The sequence below is a fragment of the Adlercreutzia sp. ZJ304 genome (assembly GCF_011039075.1).
GTDB lineage: Bacteria > Actinomycetota > Coriobacteriia > Coriobacteriales > Eggerthellaceae > Adlercreutzia_A.
The window spans coordinates 1-19,788 of the sequence record NZ_JAAKEG010000019.1 but is presented as its reverse complement, the minus strand read 5'-3'; the positions used below and the strand labels follow the sequence as shown (position 1 = coordinate 19,788).

Annotated in this window: 21 protein-coding genes and 1 tRNA gene; 18 read left to right on the top strand and 4 right to left on the bottom strand. The window is 42.8% G+C overall.

Annotated elements, in window-relative coordinates; translation table 11 throughout:
- The 4 genes from G7Y46_RS08600 (at position 1) to G7Y46_RS08585 (ending at position 5,891) form a co-directional block, all read left to right on the top strand.
- Positions 1-1,329: a CDP-glycerol glycerophosphotransferase family protein gene (locus G7Y46_RS08600; protein ID WP_165253945.1), complete on the top strand. Its 1,329-nt coding sequence runs from the start codon at positions 1-3 to the stop codon at positions 1,327-1,329.
- A 188-nt stretch (positions 1,330-1,517) separates the two neighbouring features.
- Entirely contained in the window at positions 1,518-2,822 is a 1,305-nt protein-coding gene (gene aepX / locus G7Y46_RS08595; RefSeq protein ID WP_165253944.1) for a phosphoenolpyruvate mutase, read from the top strand.
- 4 nt (positions 2,823-2,826) lie between these two features.
- Positions 2,827-3,945: a phosphonopyruvate decarboxylase gene (gene aepY / locus G7Y46_RS08590; RefSeq protein WP_165253943.1), complete on the top strand. Its 1,119-nt coding sequence runs from the start codon at positions 2,827-2,829 to the stop codon at positions 3,943-3,945.
- A gap of 5 nt (positions 3,946-3,950) precedes the next feature.
- Positions 3,951-5,891: an iron-containing alcohol dehydrogenase gene (locus tag G7Y46_RS08585; protein ID WP_165253942.1), complete on the top strand. Its 1,941-nt coding sequence runs from the start codon at positions 3,951-3,953 to the stop codon at positions 5,889-5,891.
- Positions 5,892-6,365: 474 nt separating this feature from the next.
- Here the strand turns inward: G7Y46_RS08585 and G7Y46_RS08580 are convergent, their stop codons facing one another.
- Complete coding sequence (locus tag G7Y46_RS08580) at positions 6,366-6,539, bottom strand: hypothetical protein (RefSeq protein WP_165063078.1); 174 nt, start codon at positions 6,537-6,539, stop codon at positions 6,366-6,368.
- An 806-nt stretch (positions 6,540-7,345) separates the two neighbouring features.
- On the opposite strand from G7Y46_RS08580, the gene G7Y46_RS08575 reads away from it, so the two are divergent.
- The 7 genes from G7Y46_RS08575 to G7Y46_RS08545 all read left to right on the top strand — a co-directional run bounded on the left by G7Y46_RS08575 (position 7,346) and on the right by G7Y46_RS08545 (position 12,129).
- Positions 7,346-7,705 carry a hypothetical protein gene (locus G7Y46_RS08575; RefSeq protein WP_165063077.1) on the top strand — a complete coding sequence of 120 codons (360 nt, stop codon included), beginning with the start codon at positions 7,346-7,348 and terminating at the stop codon, positions 7,703-7,705.
- Positions 7,695-9,332: an HD domain-containing protein gene (locus tag G7Y46_RS08570; RefSeq protein WP_165253941.1), complete on the top strand. Its 1,638-nt coding sequence runs from the start codon at positions 7,695-7,697 to the stop codon at positions 9,330-9,332. The genes G7Y46_RS08575 and G7Y46_RS08570 overlap by 11 nt, the downstream gene beginning before the upstream one ends.
- 537 nt (positions 9,333-9,869) lie before the next feature.
- Positions 9,870-10,112 (top strand): DUF6364 family protein, encoded by a 243-nt coding sequence (locus G7Y46_RS08565; RefSeq protein ID WP_165063075.1) that lies wholly within the window; start codon positions 9,870-9,872, stop codon positions 10,110-10,112.
- Positions 10,113-10,117: 5 nt separating this feature from the next.
- Complete coding sequence (locus G7Y46_RS08560) at positions 10,118-10,546, top strand: PIN domain-containing protein (protein ID WP_165253940.1); 429 nt, start codon at positions 10,118-10,120, stop codon at positions 10,544-10,546.
- A gap of 248 nt (positions 10,547-10,794) precedes the next feature.
- Positions 10,795-10,868, top strand: a tRNA-Gly gene (locus tag G7Y46_RS08555).
- Between the two features lie 102 nt (positions 10,869-10,970).
- Positions 10,971-11,639, top strand: coding sequence for an HAD family hydrolase (locus G7Y46_RS08550; protein ID WP_165253939.1), 669 nt, complete (start codon positions 10,971-10,973; stop codon positions 11,637-11,639).
- Complete coding sequence (locus tag G7Y46_RS08545; RefSeq protein WP_165253938.1) at positions 11,626-12,129, top strand: VanZ family protein; 504 nt, start codon at positions 11,626-11,628, stop codon at positions 12,127-12,129. Before G7Y46_RS08550 ends, G7Y46_RS08545 begins: the two co-directional genes overlap by 14 nt.
- Here the strand turns inward: G7Y46_RS08545 and G7Y46_RS08540 are convergent.
- Positions 12,082-12,363 (bottom strand): helix-turn-helix transcriptional regulator, encoded by a 282-nt coding sequence (locus tag G7Y46_RS08540; protein WP_165062559.1) that lies wholly within the window; start codon positions 12,361-12,363, stop codon positions 12,082-12,084. The genes G7Y46_RS08545 and G7Y46_RS08540 overlap by 48 nt on opposite strands.
- Before the next feature lie 172 nt (positions 12,364-12,535).
- Complete coding sequence (galE, locus tag G7Y46_RS08535) at positions 12,536-13,645, bottom strand: UDP-glucose 4-epimerase GalE (protein ID WP_346773620.1); 1,110 nt, start codon at positions 13,643-13,645, stop codon at positions 12,536-12,538.
- 787 nt (positions 13,646-14,432) lie between these two features.
- Between galE and G7Y46_RS08530 the strand changes: the two genes are divergently transcribed.
- Positions 14,433-15,896: a phosphoglucosamine mutase gene (locus G7Y46_RS08530; protein WP_165253936.1), complete on the top strand. Its 1,464-nt coding sequence runs from the start codon at positions 14,433-14,435 to the stop codon at positions 15,894-15,896.
- Positions 15,897-15,948: 52 nt separating this feature from the next.
- On the opposite strand, the gene G7Y46_RS08525 is transcribed toward G7Y46_RS08530, so the two are convergent.
- On the bottom strand, positions 15,949-16,425 hold the full coding sequence (locus G7Y46_RS08525; protein ID WP_165253935.1) for a hypothetical protein: 477 nt from the start codon (positions 16,423-16,425) through the stop codon (positions 15,949-15,951).
- Positions 16,426-16,545: 120 nt separating this feature from the next.
- Here G7Y46_RS08525 and G7Y46_RS08520 point away from each other — a divergent pair, with 120 nt between their 5' ends.
- The 6 genes from G7Y46_RS08520 to G7Y46_RS08495 form a co-directional block, all read left to right on the top strand.
- A complete protein-coding gene (locus G7Y46_RS08520) occupies positions 16,546-16,800 on the top strand; it encodes a dynein gamma chain protein (RefSeq protein ID WP_165062563.1) in 255 nt (84 codons plus the stop codon).
- A gap of 7 nt (positions 16,801-16,807) precedes the next feature.
- On the top strand, positions 16,808-17,230 hold the full coding sequence (gene nikR, locus G7Y46_RS08515) for a nickel-responsive transcriptional regulator NikR (protein ID WP_165253934.1): 423 nt from the start codon (positions 16,808-16,810) through the stop codon (positions 17,228-17,230).
- 74 nt (positions 17,231-17,304) lie between these two features.
- On the top strand, positions 17,305-18,330 hold the full coding sequence (gene hypE / locus G7Y46_RS08510; protein WP_165253933.1) for a hydrogenase expression/formation protein HypE: 1,026 nt from the start codon (positions 17,305-17,307) through the stop codon (positions 18,328-18,330).
- 200 nt (positions 18,331-18,530) lie between these two features.
- Positions 18,531-18,719, top strand: coding sequence for a 4Fe-4S binding protein (locus G7Y46_RS08505; RefSeq protein ID WP_165062566.1), 189 nt, complete (start codon positions 18,531-18,533; stop codon positions 18,717-18,719).
- A gap of 124 nt (positions 18,720-18,843) precedes the next feature.
- Positions 18,844-19,272, top strand: a complete 429-nt coding sequence (locus G7Y46_RS08500) for a DUF6678 family protein (protein ID WP_165062567.1) — start codon at positions 18,844-18,846, stop codon at positions 19,270-19,272.
- A 244-nt stretch (positions 19,273-19,516) separates the two neighbouring features.
- A partial coding sequence (locus tag G7Y46_RS08495) for a PD-(D/E)XK nuclease family transposase (protein WP_206214161.1) occupies positions 19,517-19,788 on the top strand: 272 nt, incomplete at its 3' end.

Here is a 19,788-nt window from a genome sequence, read left to right as displayed (position 1 = left end):
ATGTCTAGTGAATCAAAGAGGGCAGATTTAATAAGTAAATTAAAAAGCATGCTTAAATCCAATGCGTTTATATACAGCACAGTTCAGCAAGTTAAGAATGCAAAACGGAAAAAAGAACAGAAACGGGCGTTAAAAGTTTTAGAGGCTCAAAAGAAGACTCCACGAGATCCCGGTCCTATTCGTGTTGTCTTTATTGCGCAATATATTCCATCATGGAATAAGCTAGAGCCTCTATTTCGAAATCTTATGACAGATAATAGATTTGAGGTAAGTATTGTATGTGTTCCTCTTGGCATAGAAAATAATCATCTTATTGATGAGGCAGATTTATCAAATGACACTTATGATTGGTATATCTCTCATGGGTATGACGCAATAAATGCATTAACTGGTCCTGACGAATGGTTTGATTTGAGAAGCTTGCGACCTGATTATGTATTTCATTCAAGACCTTACAATTCTTGCATGCCGCAAGTCTATACAAGTGCCGAGATTGCTAAGTACAGTTGTTTATGTTCGATTTTGTATAGCATATGCTTTTCGAAAAAAATATTAGAAGCATTGATTAATGATGATTATTTTAACCATGTTAGATATTTTTTTACGGGATGCTTATCAGAGGAATTATTTTTTAATAAGAAGCATAAAGAAGGTGTTGAGCTTCAACTCCAAACTACTTTTGCTGTAGGTCTACCTAGCGTTGATGAGCTGCGATTGGCTGCTCCAGAAAATGAAGGAGTATGGGAAAAAATAGAATGTTCTCAACGCATTCTTTGGACTCCTCGATGGTCAACTGATTCTGCAATTGGAGGAAGTCATTTTTTAGTACTGAAAGATGCATTTCTTGAATATGCCAAAACTCATGATGGGGTTGGTTTAGTTATAAGACCTCATCCGCTAATGTTTAAAAATTTTGCTAAAACTGGAGAAATGAGTCTAAAAGAGATTGATGATTTTAAGAATCATTGCGAGAGTTTGTCGAATGTATATCTGGACGAATCTAAGGGTTATACCGACACTCTTGTTGCCGCTGACATTTTGGTTTCCGATATGAGTGGTATTCTGATAGAACGTTTTGCTACGGAAAAACCTACCATTTTGTGGTCGATAGAGAATGGGGATTTTACTCCTGAATATCAAGAAATGGTGAAATCATTTAGTATAGTGTCGTCAACGAGTGAAGTATTTGAGTGTATCGATCGATATCTTGGCGAGGATTATTCTTGTAGTCATAGATCGACTTGTGATATGTCTTTAGTTTTGGGTCCAAATTGCGGGAATTCGATTGCCGTAATAAAGGATTGCTTAATTAAAGGAAATAATAGGTAAGCTTTTTATACTAAATAGTTAAAACGAAAACATTCTAACTATCAAATATATTTTGACAGCCAACAACACTATATTGGTAAATCACTCAAAAAGCCCTTATGTCACAAGGTTTTCATAATTTGTCTGCTTATAAATAACGAACAGTCAATAAAAATGCACTTTGAAAAATGAATCGTAGAGGTAATCATATGAAGCAAGTGTATCTATGTATATCATCTGATATTGTCCACGAAGGAATTCTTAATATTATTAAGAAAGCTCAAGAATATGGTGAGGTTATCGTTGGTGTTCTTACTGATGAAATTGTGGCATCTTATAAGCGCACGCCTTTACTTAGTACAGCCGCTCGTATGAATATGTATGAGAACTTGAAAGGCGTATCTCGAGTAGTAGAGCAAACTTCGCTTTCGTATCGTGAGAAATTGTTGCAACTCAAGCCCGATTATGTAATTCATGGAGATGATTGGCGAACTGGTGTTCAGTCTGCTGTTCGTCGAGAAGTGATAGATACTCTTTCCGAATGGGGGGGCGAGCTTGTTGAGATACCTTACACAAAGGGTGTTTCGGCTACTGTTTTGGAAGATGATCTAAAGAACTATTATCGCTCTCCCGATGCGCGTCGTGCCTCTTTGCGAAAACTTATTAAACTAAAAAAGCCAATTCGTATTATTGAGGCTTCTAATGGTTTATCTGGTTTGATTGTTGAGAATGCACAGGTTGTCGATGATAAAACTGGTGCAATCCGTTCTTTTGACGGCATGTGGGTGTCATCTTTGTGTGACTCAACATTCAAGGGAAAGCCAGATATTGAACTTGTTGACTTTACGAGCCGTCAGCGCACCATTGAAGAGATTATGGAAGTTACCACTAAGCCTATTATTTTGGATGGGGATACTGGTGGTAAGACTGAGCACTTTATTCACAACGTCAAAACACTTGAGCGTTTAGGCGTTTCTGCCATCATTATTGAAGATAAAACCGGTCTTAAACAAAACTCATTATTTGGTACGGCAGTAAAGCAAACTCAAGATGATCCTCATAATTTTGCTGCCAAGATAGCAGCTGGAAAGAAAGCGCAAAAAACTCGAGATTTTATGATATTTGCTCGTATTGAGTCGCTCATTGCTGGGCAGCCTATGGAAGATGCGCTCATTCGAGCCGATATTTATTTGGAGGAGGGTGGCGCTGATGGTATCGTGATTCACTCCAAAGAAAAAGATGGCTCTGAGATTTTTGAATTCATGAAAAAGTTTCGTGAAAAGTGGCATGAGGTTCCCATAATTCTTATCCCTACCTCTTATAACCAATTCACTGAAGAAGAACTGAGTCAAGCTGGTGCCAATATCATCATTCATGCCAATCATCTGACTCGCGCAGCCTATGTTGCCATGCGTGATGTTGCTAATAAAATTCTTGAATGCCATCGTTCCAAAGAGGCCGACGAAATGATTTTACCAATAAAGGAAGTCCTTACTCTTATCCCGAAGGAGTAATTTGATGACGATTAATCCAAACAGTTTCTATGAGAGTCTTAATGAATCTGGTTTTAATTTTTTTGCAGGTGTGCCTGATAGTTTGCTAAAGGATTTATGCGCTTGCATTTTTGAAAACACTCCACCCGGGCACAACATTATCACCGCCAACGAAGGTAATGCTTTGGGTATGGCGTGCGGATATCATATAGCAACCGGCAACTATGGCGTTGTTTATATGCAAAACTCAGGTGAGGGCAACATTATCAATCCTTTGTTGTCAATTGCCGATCCAGACGTATACAGCATTCCGATGCTTCTTCTTATTGGGTGGCGCGGAGAGCCGGGAGTTCGTGACGAACCCCAGCATGCCAAACAGGGCAAAGTCACATGTGAACTTCTCGATTGTATGGGAGTGCCATATCAAGTATTAGACGACAATTGGCAAATACAACTTGCCCATAGCTTAGAAATTATGCGAAATCGTAGTTGTCCTGTAGCTCTCGTTATCCGGAAAAACACTTTCGAAAAATATGAATTCAAAGTAAAAGATAATGGGTCTCCATTATCTCGTGAACAAGCGCTCGAAATCATTCTTTCTAATCTTGATGAAGATGACTTTATAGTTTCTACTACCGGAAAAACCAGTAGAGAGATTTTTGAAATTCGCGAAGCGCGTTCTCAAGACCACGCTCATGATTTTCTTACGGTGGGTGGCATGGGTCATACCAGCTCTATTGCTTTTGGAATGGCTATAGGTACCAAGAAAAACATATGGTGTATTGATGGTGACGGAAGTTTTTTAATGCATATGGGCGCTTTTCCTATAATTGCACAGAATGCTCCGGATAATTTCAAGTATATTCTCAACAACAATGGAGCCCATGAGAGTGTTGGCGGACAGCCCACCGTAGCGCTATGTATTGGTATTTCTGCCATTTTGAGAGCCTGTGGGTTTGAGGTTGTATATGAGGCATCTACGCCTGACGAAATCAAGACTGGCATGGAAGTTGTTCGCAAAAAACCTAAAGCAGCGCTTGTTATCACTACTCACCAAGGTTCTCGTATTGATTTAGGGCGTCCAACTAAAACCCCTCAAGAAAACAAAACAGTCATGATGGCTCAATTTGAAAGCTACAGATAGTTTTTATGAAAGCATTGATATTTAACTCTGGTCTTGGTAGTCGACTAGGGAATCTTACCAAAAACAATCATAAAAGTATGGTGCGCTTAAATAACGGAGAGACCATTTTTCATCGACAGCTTCGTTTGCTCAGTACTTGTGGTATTAGCGAATTTGTGGTTACAACGGGTCCCTTTGCCTGGCAGCTCTACGTCGAGGCACGTGAGTTTGAGAACAAAGGTTGTACATTTCACTTTGTTGCTAATGAGATCTATGATCGAACTAATTATATATATTCTATGTATTGTGCTCGTCACTTGTTAGTAGATTCTGATATTGTGATGATCCACGGTGATCTCGTTTTTGATGCTGAGTATGTGCGAATGCTATTAGCTTCGAAAGAGAAATCGCTCGGTAGCGTCAATGCCTCCTTATCACTTCCTCAAAAAGACTTTAAAGCTCGTATTGCATATAATGAAATCCGCGAGATTTCTGTTGGTATTTTTGACGAGGACTGTGTTGCTTTTCAACCCTTTTATAAGTTATCTAAAGAGGCTATGTATATTTGGCTTGATGCAGTAGAGTACTTTGTTGAAACGGGAGAGACCTCTGTCTATGCTGAAAATGCAGCTAATACTGTCCTTGAAAAGATAGGCTTGAAAGCTTTTAGTTACGAGGACCACGTTGTTGAAGAAATCGATACTCCTGATGATTTACAACGAGTATCCGAAATGATCCGTAGAATTGATTTTGAGCAGCAACCAGTATTTGAACTTCAGAACGGTCAGCTGGAGCTTCTTTGTGGTACTTGCGCCGACGGTGTCAACGATCTGAAATCCCTTATGAAAAGTCTCGATATATCTAAACCTCTTGTCGTAAGTGGTAGGCACTTCGATACTTACCAAGTTAAAGATCTGTTGGATAAGGCGGCTGTTAATTATAAAGTATTCGACGAGTTTAACTCTAATCCGACCTATGAAGAATGCCTAGCAGGAGTGAATGCTTTTCGCTCTTTTGACCGTGATTCTTTAATAAGTGTAGGCGGCGGCAGTGCTATCGATGTTGCCAAATGCATCAAGGCTTTTGTAAGTATAGATAGTGAAGAGTGTCCGGTGTTCTATGAGATTCCTTTTAGCGATGTTCCTCATCTTGCACTACCTACAACGGCAGGAACGGGAAGTGAATCTACCCACTTTGCGGTTTGTTATACCAAGGGCAAAAAGGTTTCGATTACCCAAGACTGTCTGCAGCCCGAGGCGGTTATTCTCGATCCATCAGCATTGAAGAGTCTTCCTGACTATCAGCGCAAATGTACCTTTTTAGACGCTCTTTCCCATGCTATTGAATCTTATTGGTCAGTTAAATCAGTAGAGCAAAGTCAACATTATGCATCACAAGCAATTAAGATGCTTATTGCAAACAGACAAGCTTACTTGCACGGGAATGAAGAAGCAGCTCTGTTGGTTATGAGGGCTGCCAATTATTCAGGCAAGGCAATCAATCTTACTACCACAACGGCCGCACATGCTATGAGTTATAAGCTCACTTCGCTATACAGCATTCCGCATGGGCATGCTGTTGCTGTTTGTATGCCGTTTGTTTGGGATGCGTTGATTGATGCTTGTGGATCCGACCTCTCCAATAAGGCAGACGTAGGACAGTTATACGATAGCTTCAATGGAGTCAGAGGCTCGATTCGTGATAAACTCCATCAGCTCAATACATTGATGTGCGGTAACGAATCTAGCGAAGTGCAGAATATATATCAAGGTGTGGAGTGTTTTAAACGAATATGCCAGGATATGGACCTGCCTGTTAATTGGATGCCTACTGACCTCTCTGATATTGATGTCCTAGCTGCTTCGGTTAATCTTCAACGGCTCTCCAATTTTCCTATCGAGTTCACCTATGATCAGATAGAAGCTTTGTATGAAAAAATACTTACAGAGAATTCGTTTCTATTCTAAAGGTTGTCTTTGACAGAATAAAAGTTGGGTAAGTCTTAAAACGTGTGGGGAAATCCCTCAAAAATGATGTCTGAACTGGTAAAACAAAGAAAGCCTAACCTCGATTCTACGATTGGGGACAAAATAAGGGTATAAAAACCCAAGCCCTCTTTAAGAGCAGCTTTTAAAAAATGACTAGTACCGCTAAAACTGAATATGTTGATACTTATATGGAGGTGCTTAAGAGTCCATCTCGATATCCTTACTTAGTGACTCTCGTCCTCTTTTCTCTTGTCGCTTCTTGTAAACAGCACAATAGGCTTGTTGGGTTTTCTCTCATACCTAAGTACCAAAAGACAGCGATGTCTAAGAGCTGCAAAGCTCATGAAGCCCCGACGTGTACGTATGATGTCTTTGATCTGTCTGTTAAGACTTTCTGCCACGGCTGTTCTGCTTTCTGAGGCTGCAGACTGCTATAGGGATCTTAAGAGAGCTCTACTCTATTGATACTAAAGCCACGATCTTCTCAAGTGCTTTAAGCTCTATCTCATGTGGAGTGCTTATATCATTGGGAAGCACTCCGTCTACATACAAGCCATCTTCAACCGACGGCAAGACATGTTCGTTATATGCGAGCTTGCTTCTAGTGTTGACACTTCTTGTATTCATAGAAAAAACTCCTTATCTACCGATAACGCAAGTACCAAAAAAGGAGAAGTTAGTGTTGGTGACATTTCCTCCTCCTCGCCATATATACGATGCGTCAGACATCCTGCATCTTTGACTATTAAGTTGATAGATATACACCGCATACACATTGATTCTAGTCCGCAGGGAGCTTGCAACGTAAGCCTTCAAGATATGTCGAAGCATGTTCATCAACACAGTTTGAAAGGAGTCGGGAATTTGACTCAAGAGAAGGACACACAAATTGTCAAAACAACAGAAAAATGAGGAAAGCCTATACAGCTAGTTATGTGTTGCCTTTGTCGCTTTTTAGGCGAAAAATGGTCAAAACTTCCGACTTTCCACAGTCTACAATGCCAAATTACGCCAATTACGAATCAAAATAGAATTGAAGAACCCTGTTTGTCCAGTGTTCTCCACAATTCAAGTTAGCTATGTGGCGCTATGACCATGGAAAGCTGGAAGTTTTGACCATTTTTCTGAAATAAAAAGTATACTCGCAGAAAATTTAGGTTGTGTGCCGATTGTTGGTGTCATGACTGCGTTTGGGAGGTGCGGGCTTTAGCCCGTCCGAGCAAACGCGGCATTGCCCAGAACTAATTACATATTACACTATTGGCATCATGCTGCCCCTCCGAGTTTTAAGCAAACCTCTAGTACATTTTTTAGTAGCATTTTGGGCAGATTATTCAAAAGACAAGTACTAACCTGCTAACATAGCGCTAGCGCTAGCGCTATGTTAGCAGGTTAGTACCTTGGATAAACTTTTATTCTAGAAGAGGGGAATAATGAATTACCGCATTGGTATTCAAGATCTCGTATCAAACGCACTGATAGAGCTTTTTGAAAACAATCAGGTAACAGAGGTCACTTTCGAAGAGATATACGAATACGGAGAAGCCGTAGTGCGAATAATGGCAAAGCGGGACATAACCGCTTATCTTGTTTTGTCCAGAACACAGACAAATGGATTCATGCATGATTGTAGCGATATTCTTGAGGTTGTTGACAACACGGCGTTTAGACTTAAAGCTGATAATGGAATAAAAGATCTCAAGGAGAGATTCAGAAACGATACGCCATTTGATGTTTTAAGAGCATGCATCGATCCCGAATCTCTCAAAGTATTAAATATAAATGCAGCTTAACAAACGAAGAAAACGATACAAAGATCCTGTTTATGGTTATATAGAGCTTGATGAAAAGCTTTTTGAGTGCTTTATAGACACCCCTGAATTTCAACGCTTGAGGTATATCAGACAAACGGGCTATATGCCAGTTTATTCATCTGCCACTCATAACAGATTTGTTCATTCAATTGGAGTTTATCATCTTGGCGTATTGGCTTTTGATGCTCTACAGAAGAACGTATCCGACAATAAACTATCTATACCACAAGATTTTGATTGGACTAATTGCAGAGATGTATTCTTAAAAGCTTGTTTGTTGCATGATGTAGGTCATGCTCCTTTTTCACATACTGGCGAAGGTCTATATAGAGAGTCCGCTACTAATATAGATGTTCAGCTTGGCGAGTTAGTTGGAAGCACTACTTTTAAGAAAGACATATCAAGCGTAAAGGCCGCAAATCCGCATGAAACCATAAGCGCTATGGTTGGACTTTCCGTATATGGAGATCATTTAAAAAATGCGGCAGATAAGGAATTCTTCGCAAGATGCATTACTGGTTATTTGTATAGTGCTAAAGGCGAGGAATACGAGATTAAAAACGCCATTATATCTCTTTTAAATTCCCAGACTATAGACGTTGATAAACTCGATTATCTAATTCGAGACTCTTTTGAAACTGGCTTTAAAACTACAGTTATTGATTATGAACGCCTTTTGTCTGGTGTTACCTTATGTAAAAACATGAGCGATAACTATAACGAGGATTCTGAAAAATACGAACTCGCTTACTGTTCTAGTTCTATATCTGTGTTGGAAAATGTTGTGCTTGCAAGGGATTCAGAAAAGCGATGGATTCAAAATCATCCAGTTATCATATACGAAGATATGCTATTGAGGCATGTTCTAAAATCGGTTTCGCATGAGTTTTTTGGAAATGTATCTGAATTATTTTGCTTAAAGTCTTTAACAAAAGAAGGTCATACTGTAAATGAGAAAGTAATTCGCCTTCTATGTGATGATGATATTATCAGTTACGCTAAACAACTTAAAAATGATAGATGCGCTTCATTATTCTTTGATAGAGGGTTAAGGCATAAGCCATTTTGGAAATCCGAAGAAGAATTCAAGGCTCTTCTTAGATCGCGATTTAATGGTCGTGAGCGCGTAGCCCTTATAAGAAGATTTGTTAATCTTGAAAATGTATTAATGGAGATAACAGATTTACCGTTTGTGAATGCTAAAGCAATCGAGCAGCTTAGTAAATACATAGAAGAAAAGAAAGGTGAGGCACTATTAGCGGGAACCGAAAAATCTCTTTTGGAAAGCAATATAAAAAAGTATGAGACATCGTTGGAAATAGCGAAGAATCTCCTTCAGCTTGCAGAAGATCAGAATGATTGTGAGTTTGCAATTATAGCAACCGATGATTTTAATAGTGGGTTTGCTTCCGGCAGCTTAGAAAATACACTGATTTCAGTTGCTGGCAGAAATAGACCAGTAAAATTAAAAGAGGTATCAAGGCTTTTCGAAGCCGAAAAAAGTGATGATAAATTCTTCTATATTTATTCCAACAAGAAGGAAACACTGCCAACCGCAAAAATAGTTAACTGGATTTACGATGATGTTAGGTCACTGGATCTATAGATAGATAATAATCATATTCAAAAGGAAAATGTTGGTCTTTCCGAAAATCGGGGTAAGTCTTAAAACGTGTGGGATAAATTTTCTCTCATGTCCAAGTACCAAAAGACAGCGATGTCTAAGAGTTGCAAAACTCATAAAGCCCCGACATGTACGTATGATGTCTTTGATCTGTCTGTTAAGACTTTCTGCCGCGGCTGTTCTGCTTTCTGAGGGTGCGGACTGCCATAGGGATCTTAAGAGAGCTCTACTCTCTCTTAAGATCCCTATTGAAAACACGGGAGGGCAAGGATATCTGCCCCTCTACTCTATTGATACTAAAGCCTGTCCCATACGCTCAACTGTAAGGTTTAGAGACTCTGGGAAGGGTACAAAACGCTACACCATACAAAAACAGGCAGAAAACGCATGGGTAGACAAGGGATAGCAAAAACCTTGCTAAATACCACATGCCTTAAGACTTACCCTAGCTGACCGTAACTAGTTGCCTTTATACGTATTAATTGATAAAATATACACGTATAAAAGCAAGGAGGTATCATGAATCAGAAATTGACGCTCAGCATAGATAGCGAAGCTGTTCGTACAGGGAAAATGTATGCCTCAAATTCTAAAAAATCGCTCTCTAGTATTGTGGAAGACTATTTGCTGCTACTAGGAAGAACTAGTGATTTGACAACGGAAGTGCCTATTTCAAATAAGCTTAAATCTCTTGTTGGTATTGGTGCTGGAAATTATGACGAAAGCGATTATCGCCAGCATCTATATTTGAAAAATAGATAGTTCGCATGATGAAAGTTTTATTAGATACAAATGTCGTATTAGATCTACTTCTTGATAGGCAACCATTTGTGCTGGATGCAATTCAAATATTTGCCCTTGCAGAAAATAAAACGGTGAAGCTTCTTCTTTCGACGGATGCAATAAGTACCATTTTTTATATCGTGTCAAAAAATAACAGTAAGATAGTCGCTAGAGAAGCAATATCGAAACTATTGGATTATGTGAAGTTGGCTGCATTGGATGAGCAAGCGATAATTCGGGGTATTTCATACGATTTTTCCGATGTGGAAGATGCTTTGGTGGTGGCTGTGGCTGAACGAGAAAAAGTAGACGCTATTGTTACTCGCAATATAAAAGATTTCAAGAATTCATGTATACCTGTTATTACTCCGAAAGAGTTGCTTTCTAGCATAACAGCGACGAAAAATAATTAAAGTAGGCATTCAACAAAACTGTGTTGGTAAATCACTTAAATACATATCCTAAACAGGTAGCTTATAGAAATTGTAAGGTACCAACAAAGAAATCAAAGGATTTCGGTAGCTTTTTAGCACACTTTTACAATTTGGCGGAAACTGCACTTGTACTAATGTAGCTAATGGACACTATGATTACATCAAACCCGCTAGAACCGAATCGTAATGGCGATTATGAATCACTTCGGTTATAATTCGTTTACATTGCGGGCGTAGTTCAATGGTAGAACCGGAGCCTTCCAAGCTCCTGACGCGGGTTCGATTCCCGTCGCCCGCTCCATTTTTATCTCGGTTCGCCTTGTCGAACAAACTGCGGCTTGCATTTTCGTACAATACTTTTGCAGGCATGCTTGCAATAAAACGAATTGCGAAAGGGAAGCCTATGACAGCGCGGAAATTCGACACGTTCATCTTTGATTTAGACGGTACGCTGCTAGACACGCTGCCCGATCTAACACTGCTAGCAAACCGCATTCTTCGCGAAGTTGGCTATCCCGAGCGCTCAGAAAGCGAAATTCTATCGTTTGTTGGTAACGGAGTTCGTCGTCTTATGTATCAAGCATTGCCCGAAGGCGCGCCCGAAGAAATTACCGATCGCGCCATGCAAATATGGAACGATCACTTCCAAGAATATTTTGAGCACACGCACCCCTATCCGGGTATCGTAGATGTGCTGCAACAGTTACGGGCACGAAGCGTGCGCATAGGCGTGGTGTCGAACAAGCTGCAGGCTGGGGTCGATCAGATAGTAAGCATTCGGCTTCCCGGCATGATTGATGACATGCTAGGCGAAAGCCCAGCGGTGCCGCGCAAACCCGATCCTACTGGAATTAACATGATGGTCAGGTCGCTTCAAACTACGCCCGAACATACTGTTTATGTTGGTGATTCAGCAGGTGATATGCGAGCGGCACATAATGCTGGTCTTTTCGCAATAGCGGTGCGCTGGGGCTACAACAATCCAGATAATTTTGCAGACCAAGGCGCACAGGCTATTCCTGACGCTATCGTGAATTCTGCGGAAGAATTACTTGCATATGCAGTTGATTAATAAGTACGGCGAAAATAGCACCAAAAATTCCAACGCCATATGGCTTATTGCTCTGTCTTGGGGTCTGGTAATAATATGGGCGCTGGTTATTTTCTTCATGTCTGCCCATACCGGAAGCGACCTAAATGAAGGCGACGACTTTATTGCACTCGTTAAGCAGTGGTTAAACGATATCCAGATGCACTACTTGGGTCCCGGAGTAGATTTAGCATCATCTATCGCGCATTTTTGCGAATTTACCGTTTTTGGCGCTTTATTAGCGAACGCTTTCGGAAAGCACTTCAGTCGCCGTTGGCTGCTTATATTCTTGCTGGCTGTATTGGTTGCCAGCATATATGCAATAACTGACGAGGTGCATCAAATTTTTGTTCCCGACCGGGCATGCGATCCTATTGATTGGATAGTGGACACAGCTGGCGCAATGTTAGGAGCTGCTATTTGGTTAGCGGCGGCTAGACGAATTGTGCGGCGTAAGCAAGTCGAGAACTGACGTATCTAGCGCTTGAGCAACGCGCGTAATCATTGAAAGTTTCAAATCCGATTCGCCGCTTTCTATCTTATAAAGCGTCGGTCTAGAAATGCCAGCAACTTGAGCAAAAGTTGTTATGCTCATCGACTGTTCTTTTCGCAGGCGCGCTACATTTAGACCCAGCGTTATTGCTTCTTCTAAGGTAAGCTGGGTATGTTTGGGGTAAAGCTGAGTATTGCGCTGCGAAAATTGCATCTTTACAGCGTATACGGCGGTTTTGATAATTGCGTAAGCGAACGTTTACAATTTCGCTATTTCATCTAATTATTTTAATTTCACCATAAGTTTTAGACATTTTTACGCTTTTAGTGCTGGCGGCACCATATGTCGCCGCAGTACATATTGCACAGCATCCGTTCATTATGTTTCAAGCGCTTTCAAACCCGTTGGGATTGTTAGACTGCCATCTCCAACCGTCTTCGCACATGCGATCCAAATCGTATTCCGCTTCCCAACCAAGTTGTTCGCGCGCCTTATCTACAGCGGCGTAGTTTTCGGCTATGTCGCCAGAGCGCCTCGGCATAACTTCGTAAGGTATTTCGCGCCCACTTGCTTTTTCGAAAGCGTGAATTACATCAAAAACGCTAGAGCCATTACCGGTTCCAAGGTTGAATATCCCCACACCTCGACGAGTGCCATCGCTATCGGGCGTGCCCGATATGCTGGCATCACCTGTGGTTATGCCGCCATCAGGCGTTCCGGCAACACCACCCATCCAATCAAGCGCCGCAACATGCCCACGCGCTAAATCGACCACATGCACATAGTCGCGCACGCCTGTGCCATCAGGCGTTGGGTAGTCGTCGCCAAAAACGCCAACGCGCGCAAGTTTTCCCACAGCAACTTGCGCTACATAAGGCAGCAAGTTATTCGGAATACCTTTGGGATCTTCGCCAATTAACCCACTTTCGTGCGCGCCAATTGGATTGAAGTAGCGCAGCAGCACTACATTCCATTCGTTATCGCCAATGTAGGTATCGGTTAGAACCTGTTCAAGCATGCTTTTCGTCTGACCATACGGATTCGTTGCGTTATGTTTGGGTGACGCCTCAGTTAGTGGAACAAAATCGGGTTCGCCATACACCGTAGCGCTAGACGAGAACACAATGTTTTTCACGCCGTAGCTGCGCGCAACATCTAGCAGCACCAACGTGCCCGCCACGTTGTTCCAGTAATATTCCAGTGGCTTTTGCACCGATTCGCCAACCGCTTTAAAGCCTGCGAAGTGGATTATTACATCTATAGGGAAAGTGTCGAAAGTACGCTTGAGCGCCTCGCGGTCTAGAATGGAAGCCTCCACAAAAACCAGCTGCGGAGAGTTTGCAGGAATGTCAACTATTTGCCGTATGCGATCTAGCACAACAGGGTTTGAATTGCTAAGGTCGTCAAGTACCACTACGTTATAGCCACGTTGAAGCAGCTCTACCGTAGTGTGGCTGCCAATAAAACCAGCACCGCCGGTAACTAATACGGTAATCTCGTTCGGCTTCTTTGCAAGCGATTTGTTCGCCATCTTTGCTCCTATGGACGATTATTATTTCGCTACATTATAGGAAAAGACGATAAAGTTTTGACAATTACGGGGTTAAATTCCTATTCGGATTCAAATGTTAAACAAGCCCTCGGGGAGACGAGGGCTTGTTTGTTGGCGAATCTGCAAGACGAGGAGAGCAGATCACCTCAAAAGCAAAAGAGAGGAGGTGAGAAACAACTGTGCTTATGTAGTGGGGGTTGCACGAGTTGTTCTACGCAAGTTAGAATAGGCTAACTTTTGCGAATATGCAAGAATAAAGTCTAGAAAAATGCTAGATTTAGCGCCATTTACATATTTTCTTCACAGCAAATGTTTTTCAGTAACTTTTGAGTAGCTTCTAGTCAAATAAACAGACCAAAATGGTCAAAACTTCCGACTTTCCATGGTTGGTATGCTGCATAGCTAACCTGAATTATGGAGAACACTGGGCAAACAGCATCAAGCGACACGCCGGCGGACACTTTTTACCCTTTCTTACCATGGAAAGTCGGAAGTTTTGACCATTTTTCGGAAAATTTTGCACTAACGAAGCAAAAACTGAGAACAGAGCAAAAAGCGTACCAAAAGAAGCTGTGTATTGTGCGCATTACGCAGGGCGTTGCTATAATCTTTCTCGACAATTTATGTACTGCACTAATGGCATTGCAAACAATGTTTCGCAGTGACGCAGAAACCGTACTTTTAAATAGTAGGCATCAAATGGGCAGTATAAACCGATCAAGGAGATAGTATGTCTGACATACATTTCGGAACCGATGGCTGGCGAGCCATTATTGGCGAAGGTTTCACTGAAGAAAACTTGCGAAAAGTAGTCAATGCAGCTGCATTGGTATTCGCAGAAGATGCAGCTAAGGCGGGTGCGGCAGCAGGCGCGCCGGGCGTTTTGTACGTTGGGCACGATTGTCGCCTAGATGCACATCATTTCGCCGAAATAGCCGCAAATACAGCTGCCAATCACGGCTTCCGCGTAAAGCTAACTCAAGATTATTGCCCCACACCTACACTTTGTTGGTCGGTTGCCCACGATGATGAAGCCGTTGGCGGCATAATGCTTACCAGCTCGCACAACCCTGCCGAATATTTGGGTGTTAAGCTGCGCATGGCTGATGGCGGCGCTAGCCCTAAGGAATTCACCGACCGGGTAGAGCAAGCTATGGATGCTATCGAAAATGCATCCGACGGTGCGAACGCCCAAAGCGCCAACAGCGCCAACGTATCGAACAAAGTTGGCACTGTTGCTGAGGTCGATCTTATGACACCATATTTAGCAGCGCTGCGAGAACTTGTAGACACAGAGGCTATTCGCGCCGCAAATCTGCGCATTGTGGTGGACCCTCTTTTCGGTGCGGGTCGCGCTTATCTTGCAAATTTGTTGCGCGATATGGGCGTAGAAGTTGTCGAAATAAACAACGCAGCCGATCCTACGTTTGATGGCTTACACCCCGAGCCAATTCCGCCATGGGTTGACCGAGGTTTGGCGAAGGTACGCGAGTTAGGCTACGATGCGCTGTTTATAAACGACGGAGATGCCGACCGCATTGGCGCAGGCGATTCACGCGGCAATTTTGTGAATCCACATCGCATAATTACCCTCATAACTCAGCACATGGTAAATCGTGGCGAAACCGGGCGCGTGGTATCTACAATAACAGCATCCGCCCTACTTGACCGTTTGTGCCGCAAACTAGAGCTGGAGCTAATATCTACGCCGGTTGGTTTCAAATGGATTTATGGCGAAATGGAAAAAGGCGGAGTTATGGTTGGCGGCGAAGAGTCGGGTGGAATTGGACTGCCCGGTCACGTAAAAGAGCGCGACGGACTGCTAATGGCGCTTCTGCTAACTGAAATGATGGCACAAACCGGCAAAGATTTAGGCACATTAGTAGACGAAATGCTAGAAGATTTGGGGCATTTGGAATTTGCTCGTCGCGGACTTACTGTCAGCGATGCGCAGATGAGCAATTTCCGCAACCAAACCATTCCGAATTTTGCACCTGAAGAAGTGTGTGGCAGCCGTGTTGTTGGCGAAGACAGACGCGACGGCGTGAAGTTCATGTTGGAAGGCGACGCTTGGGTAATGATGCGTCCTTCTGGCACCGAGCCACTAGTGCGTATATACGCCGAAGCTGAAACTACAGATAAGGTGGAGGCGCTGCTTGATTGGGCACAAGGCATTGTTGAGAATGGCGCATAGCGGACAAGGCAAGCAATCGCATAAATGCTGTGCGCGCAATGCAGATGCCGCGCTAATTAGATGCCAGCTTTTTCAGCAACGCCCATGCGCGCTGTTTTAAGTCGTCATCTTTCAACATGTCTGCGAAATTGCAGAGTGTAACGGCGTTACGCCCGAACACTCTGCAATGCGCATTTTCAGGAATCTTACAGCGATAAGCTTCGCTTAGCAGCCCTACACTGGCGGAATCTAGCACAATTAGCGCAATGGGATCGATTCCTTCTATAATGCTCATTAAATCTTTAGCGCCAAGAGACAGATTATTGTTGACAGCTTCATTTTTGGCATACATCTGAAGCCATGCTATGTCTTGTTTGAACCCAAGACGTCTAGCCGAATTGTTTATAGCATCTTGCATTTCAGAGCTGGGTGTTTGCTCCGACACAACAACAAGAAGCGAATCTGGTGTTCCGTCCAGAAATTCGGCATATGCTTCAAGCACATTGCGTGCGTTGACTTCGTAAATGTTACTGTTCGCAGGATTCTTCACACCAACCCCTTGCATAAACTTCATCAGCCTATTAAAAAGAATATTAGCATTCGAAGCTAATAATCGATGCGGCATGTATGGCTTGATAAGGCGCACTTGTGGTGTATTACGGAGGAAAATATGTGCACTAACGGGGTAAATACAGGGCAACTGGAATTGATGATTGAACAAATAGACGATCATTTGAAGCTAGAGCGCCGCTGGACACATAATCTGGCTCACAATGCCGAAGATGCTGGGTTCGCAACCGTTTCAGAGAAACTGCATGCGGCTCAGGCGCTGCTTGACGATGCTCGCGCGCTGCTTGACGAAGCAAAAGACGCTATTGAGGATGATGCCGAAGCGGCTGGTGGCGTTACTGTTAGTTTAGTTTAGGCGTTTTATGAAACAAGATCTTATGCGGTTCTCAGTGGCTATGCCCGAAGAACTGCTTATGGAATTTGACCAACTTGTGGCACGACGTGGTCTTGCGAAAAACCGCAGCGAGGTGGTGCGCGATTTGGTGCGCGAAGCTTTGATAGAGTCAAAGTGCTCTATGCCCGGCAGTATAGTTATGGGTACGCTTACTATTGTGTACAGCCATCATTCGAACGACCTGCAGGAAAAACTGCATAGCATTCAGCACGACTACTTCGAACATATAGTTTCTACAGTGCATGTTCATATAGATGCGCATACGTGTTTAGAAGTAATAGTATTGCGCGGCGAGGTAACACTTGTGCAGGACGTGGCGAATTTAATCCTTGGCACGAAGGGCGTGCAAAGCGGCAAATTGGTGCTTACTACAACTGGTGAGTACATGTAATGGTTTGTTTGCCGGACTGTAGTGCTGCTATTGTGAAGCTAGGATAATTTTGAAATTCTCAATTTGGAGGAAAAATGGCTGACGAGAAAGTGATGCTAGGTCACGGCAGTGGCGGATCCATGATGAAGCGCATCATAGACGAAGTATTCATGCGCGCTTATGGCAATGACGCGCTAGCCACTGGCGACGACGCGGCTGTGTTGCCGGCTCCTTCTGCCGATAGTCAACTTGCGTTTTCAACAGACTCGTTTGTAGTAACTCCCCATTTCTTTCCGGGCGGCGATATTGGGCGTTTAGCTGTGTGCGGTACCGTAAACGATGTAGCCACTAGCGGAGCTGTCCCCATAGCGCTTAGCTGCGGCATGATTTTAGAAGAAGGATTCCCCTTAAACGATTTGCGCCGCATATGCGAAAGCATGGCTAGCGCGGCTGCTGAAGCGGGAGTACGCATTGTTACTGGCGATACAAAAGTTGTGAACCGGGGTCATGGCGATGGTGTTTTCATAAATACTAGCGGCGTAGGCGTGATACGCGCCGGCGTGCATCTGGGCGGGGCGCAATGCCGCCCCGGCGACAAAGTATTGGTTAGCGGAACTCTAGGCGACCACGGCATAACAATAATGAGCCAGCGCGAAGGCTTGGGGTTTACGGCAAACGTTGAAAGCGACGCTGCACCTTTGAATCATCTTATAGCTGATGTTTTGGAAGCTGCACCAAACGTGCGTTGTTTCCGCGACCCTACACGCGGGGGTCTTGCCTCTACGTTAAATGAACTGGCTGCACAAGCGCAAGTGGATATCACCGTTGAAGAAACGGCTATTCCGGTACAACCGGCAGTAATGGGAGCCTGCGAAATGCTTGGTTATGATGTGCTTCAAGTAGCCAACGAGGGAAAAATGGTGTGCGTGGTAGCGCCCGATCAGGCTGAAGCGGCGCTGCAAGCTATGCGCGCAAACAAATACGGAGCTGACGCGGCAATCATCGGCGAAGTTAATGCTACACCTTCTGATCGCACTCCGCGCGTTATGCTGCGTACAGCTTTCGGTAGTACACGTATTTTAGATATGCTGGTTGGCGAACAACTTCCTAGAATCTGCTAAATTATTGCTAATTTATGCCAATTAAGCGTCATGGTGCTTAATTGGCATAGTTTTTGTAGTTTGTTTAACGTAGAGTTGTCCGTTGAGCGGTTTTAGGGTTGCATCCTATTCTGGTAATGGTATTGTGCCGCTAGCAAAGCCATTGGGTAGACGAGGTGCGTTGCGACGCATTCCCAACGACACGAAAAGGAGTTGATTCTATGTCGCATCCTGTTATTGAGGCTGACGAATGCATCGGCTGCGGTATATGCGTTGACGCATGCCCGCAAGAGGTTCTGGAAGTTGTCGGCGGCGTAGCTGACGCTGTAAACGAAGATGCTTGCATAGCTTGTGGCGATTGTCTTGAGGAATGCCCCATGGGCGCTATTACGGAGATAGTTGAAGACTAGTAGATTAGCAAGCTAAAAATGCATTTGGCGAAGACCGGGCTACATGTCCGGTCTTCGTGTTTTAGGCGCAAAATATGCGCTATGCTGTTTCTTTAAGTACAAAAACAACAAGCAGGTATTGAGCATGAACAGTTCTTCAAAGAAAACCGAACGCGAAAAAATTGCCAAAATTATTTCCGAACGAAACTTAGTAAGTTATATGAACAACACTAAGTGGAGTGAGTTTATAAAAGCTATGCGCGAAGAACTGCCTTTCGAACCACCATATGATTACAAAACTCTTTTTGATGACAGCGAATACAGTTCCTATTTGCTTAAAGGTGAAGGTCCTTTTTCTATTGATTATTACGACGACGAAAATTTCAATTTCTCAACTTATAAGACGATTGAATGGGTAAAAGTTAGACCGCACTTTTTTGAACTTACAGGCGGATATTTGGTTAAAGAAAAAGTATGGCACGATTGCGAAAAAGAGTTCGTAGAAGCTCTGCGCAAATATTCGATACCCTACGAAGAGGATAACGGACTATATACGATTTACGGATACAGATAACAGGTTAATTTCTTCAACGCGAAAAGCAGGTGTGTTGTTTTCTGCAAGTTTTCTGCAAGATTTGTATACATTAAAAGTTGCAATTGAGCAGATTTGCGACGTAATAGCTGTTGCAAACAGTTGATTTCATAGCGATTTTCGGTGTCACTAAATATCGCATTTCTGATACATAGGCATTAGATGTCATATCTAGGATTTTAAGAGAATTGCGTACTCTTAAATTATTAGAAAGGTGTAAAAAGATATGGCATCAGAGCAAAGACAGAAGCTAACCATTAAAAACCAATATATGTTCAACAGAGTTATGACAGATGAGGATATATGCATCAAAACGCTAGAGCGTATATTAAACAAAAAGATAGAGTCCCTTGAATACAAAAATGCAGAACAGGCATTTGAACCTCTGGCGCACACAAAAGGGGTGCGCCTTGATTTGTTTGCTAAAGGAGAAAATAAGGTATATGACATAGAACTTCAAATTCAACCTAGAAAAGATATTGCAAAAAGATACAGATA

Excerpts from the sequence above, each read along its gene's own strand:
- aepY (WP_165253943.1), top strand. The coding sequence starts at position 2,827 with ATGACGATTAATCCAAACAGTTTCTATGAGAGTCTTAATGAATCTGGT.
- G7Y46_RS08545 (WP_165253938.1), top strand. The coding sequence starts at position 11,626 with ATGCAGTTGATTAATAAGTACGGCGAAAATAGCACCAAAAATTCCAAC.
- G7Y46_RS08575 (WP_165063077.1), top strand. The coding sequence starts at position 7,346 with ATGAATTACCGCATTGGTATTCAAGATCTCGTATCAAACGCACTGATA.
- G7Y46_RS08505 (WP_165062566.1), top strand. The coding sequence starts at position 18,531 with ATGTCGCATCCTGTTATTGAGGCTGACGAATGCATCGGCTGCGGTATA.
- G7Y46_RS08565 (WP_165063075.1), top strand. The coding sequence starts at position 9,870 with ATGAATCAGAAATTGACGCTCAGCATAGATAGCGAAGCTGTTCGTACA.
- G7Y46_RS08600 (WP_165253945.1), top strand. The coding sequence starts at position 1 with ATGTCTAGTGAATCAAAGAGGGCAGATTTAATAAGTAAATTAAAAAGC.
- nikR (WP_165253934.1), top strand. The coding sequence starts at position 16,808 with ATGAAACAAGATCTTATGCGGTTCTCAGTGGCTATGCCCGAAGAACTG.
- G7Y46_RS08530 (WP_165253936.1), top strand. The coding sequence starts at position 14,433 with ATGTCTGACATACATTTCGGAACCGATGGCTGGCGAGCCATTATTGGC.
- G7Y46_RS08570 (WP_165253941.1), top strand. The coding sequence starts at position 7,695 with ATGCAGCTTAACAAACGAAGAAAACGATACAAAGATCCTGTTTATGGT.
- G7Y46_RS08540 (WP_165062559.1), bottom strand. The coding sequence starts at position 12,363 with ATGCAATTTTCGCAGCGCAATACTCAGCTTTACCCCAAACATACCCAG.
- G7Y46_RS08520 (WP_165062563.1), top strand. The coding sequence starts at position 16,546 with ATGTGCACTAACGGGGTAAATACAGGGCAACTGGAATTGATGATTGAA.
- G7Y46_RS08500 (WP_165062567.1), top strand. The coding sequence starts at position 18,844 with ATGAACAGTTCTTCAAAGAAAACCGAACGCGAAAAAATTGCCAAAATT.
- G7Y46_RS08585 (WP_165253942.1), top strand. The coding sequence starts at position 3,951 with ATGAAAGCATTGATATTTAACTCTGGTCTTGGTAGTCGACTAGGGAAT.
- hypE (WP_165253933.1), top strand. The coding sequence starts at position 17,305 with ATGGCTGACGAGAAAGTGATGCTAGGTCACGGCAGTGGCGGATCCATG.
- G7Y46_RS08560 (WP_165253940.1), top strand. The coding sequence starts at position 10,118 with ATGATGAAAGTTTTATTAGATACAAATGTCGTATTAGATCTACTTCTT.
- aepX (WP_165253944.1), top strand. The coding sequence starts at position 1,518 with ATGAAGCAAGTGTATCTATGTATATCATCTGATATTGTCCACGAAGGA.
- G7Y46_RS08550 (WP_165253939.1), top strand. The coding sequence starts at position 10,971 with ATGACAGCGCGGAAATTCGACACGTTCATCTTTGATTTAGACGGTACG.
- G7Y46_RS08580 (WP_165063078.1), bottom strand. The coding sequence starts at position 6,539 with ATGAATACAAGAAGTGTCAACACTAGAAGCAAGCTCGCATATAACGAA.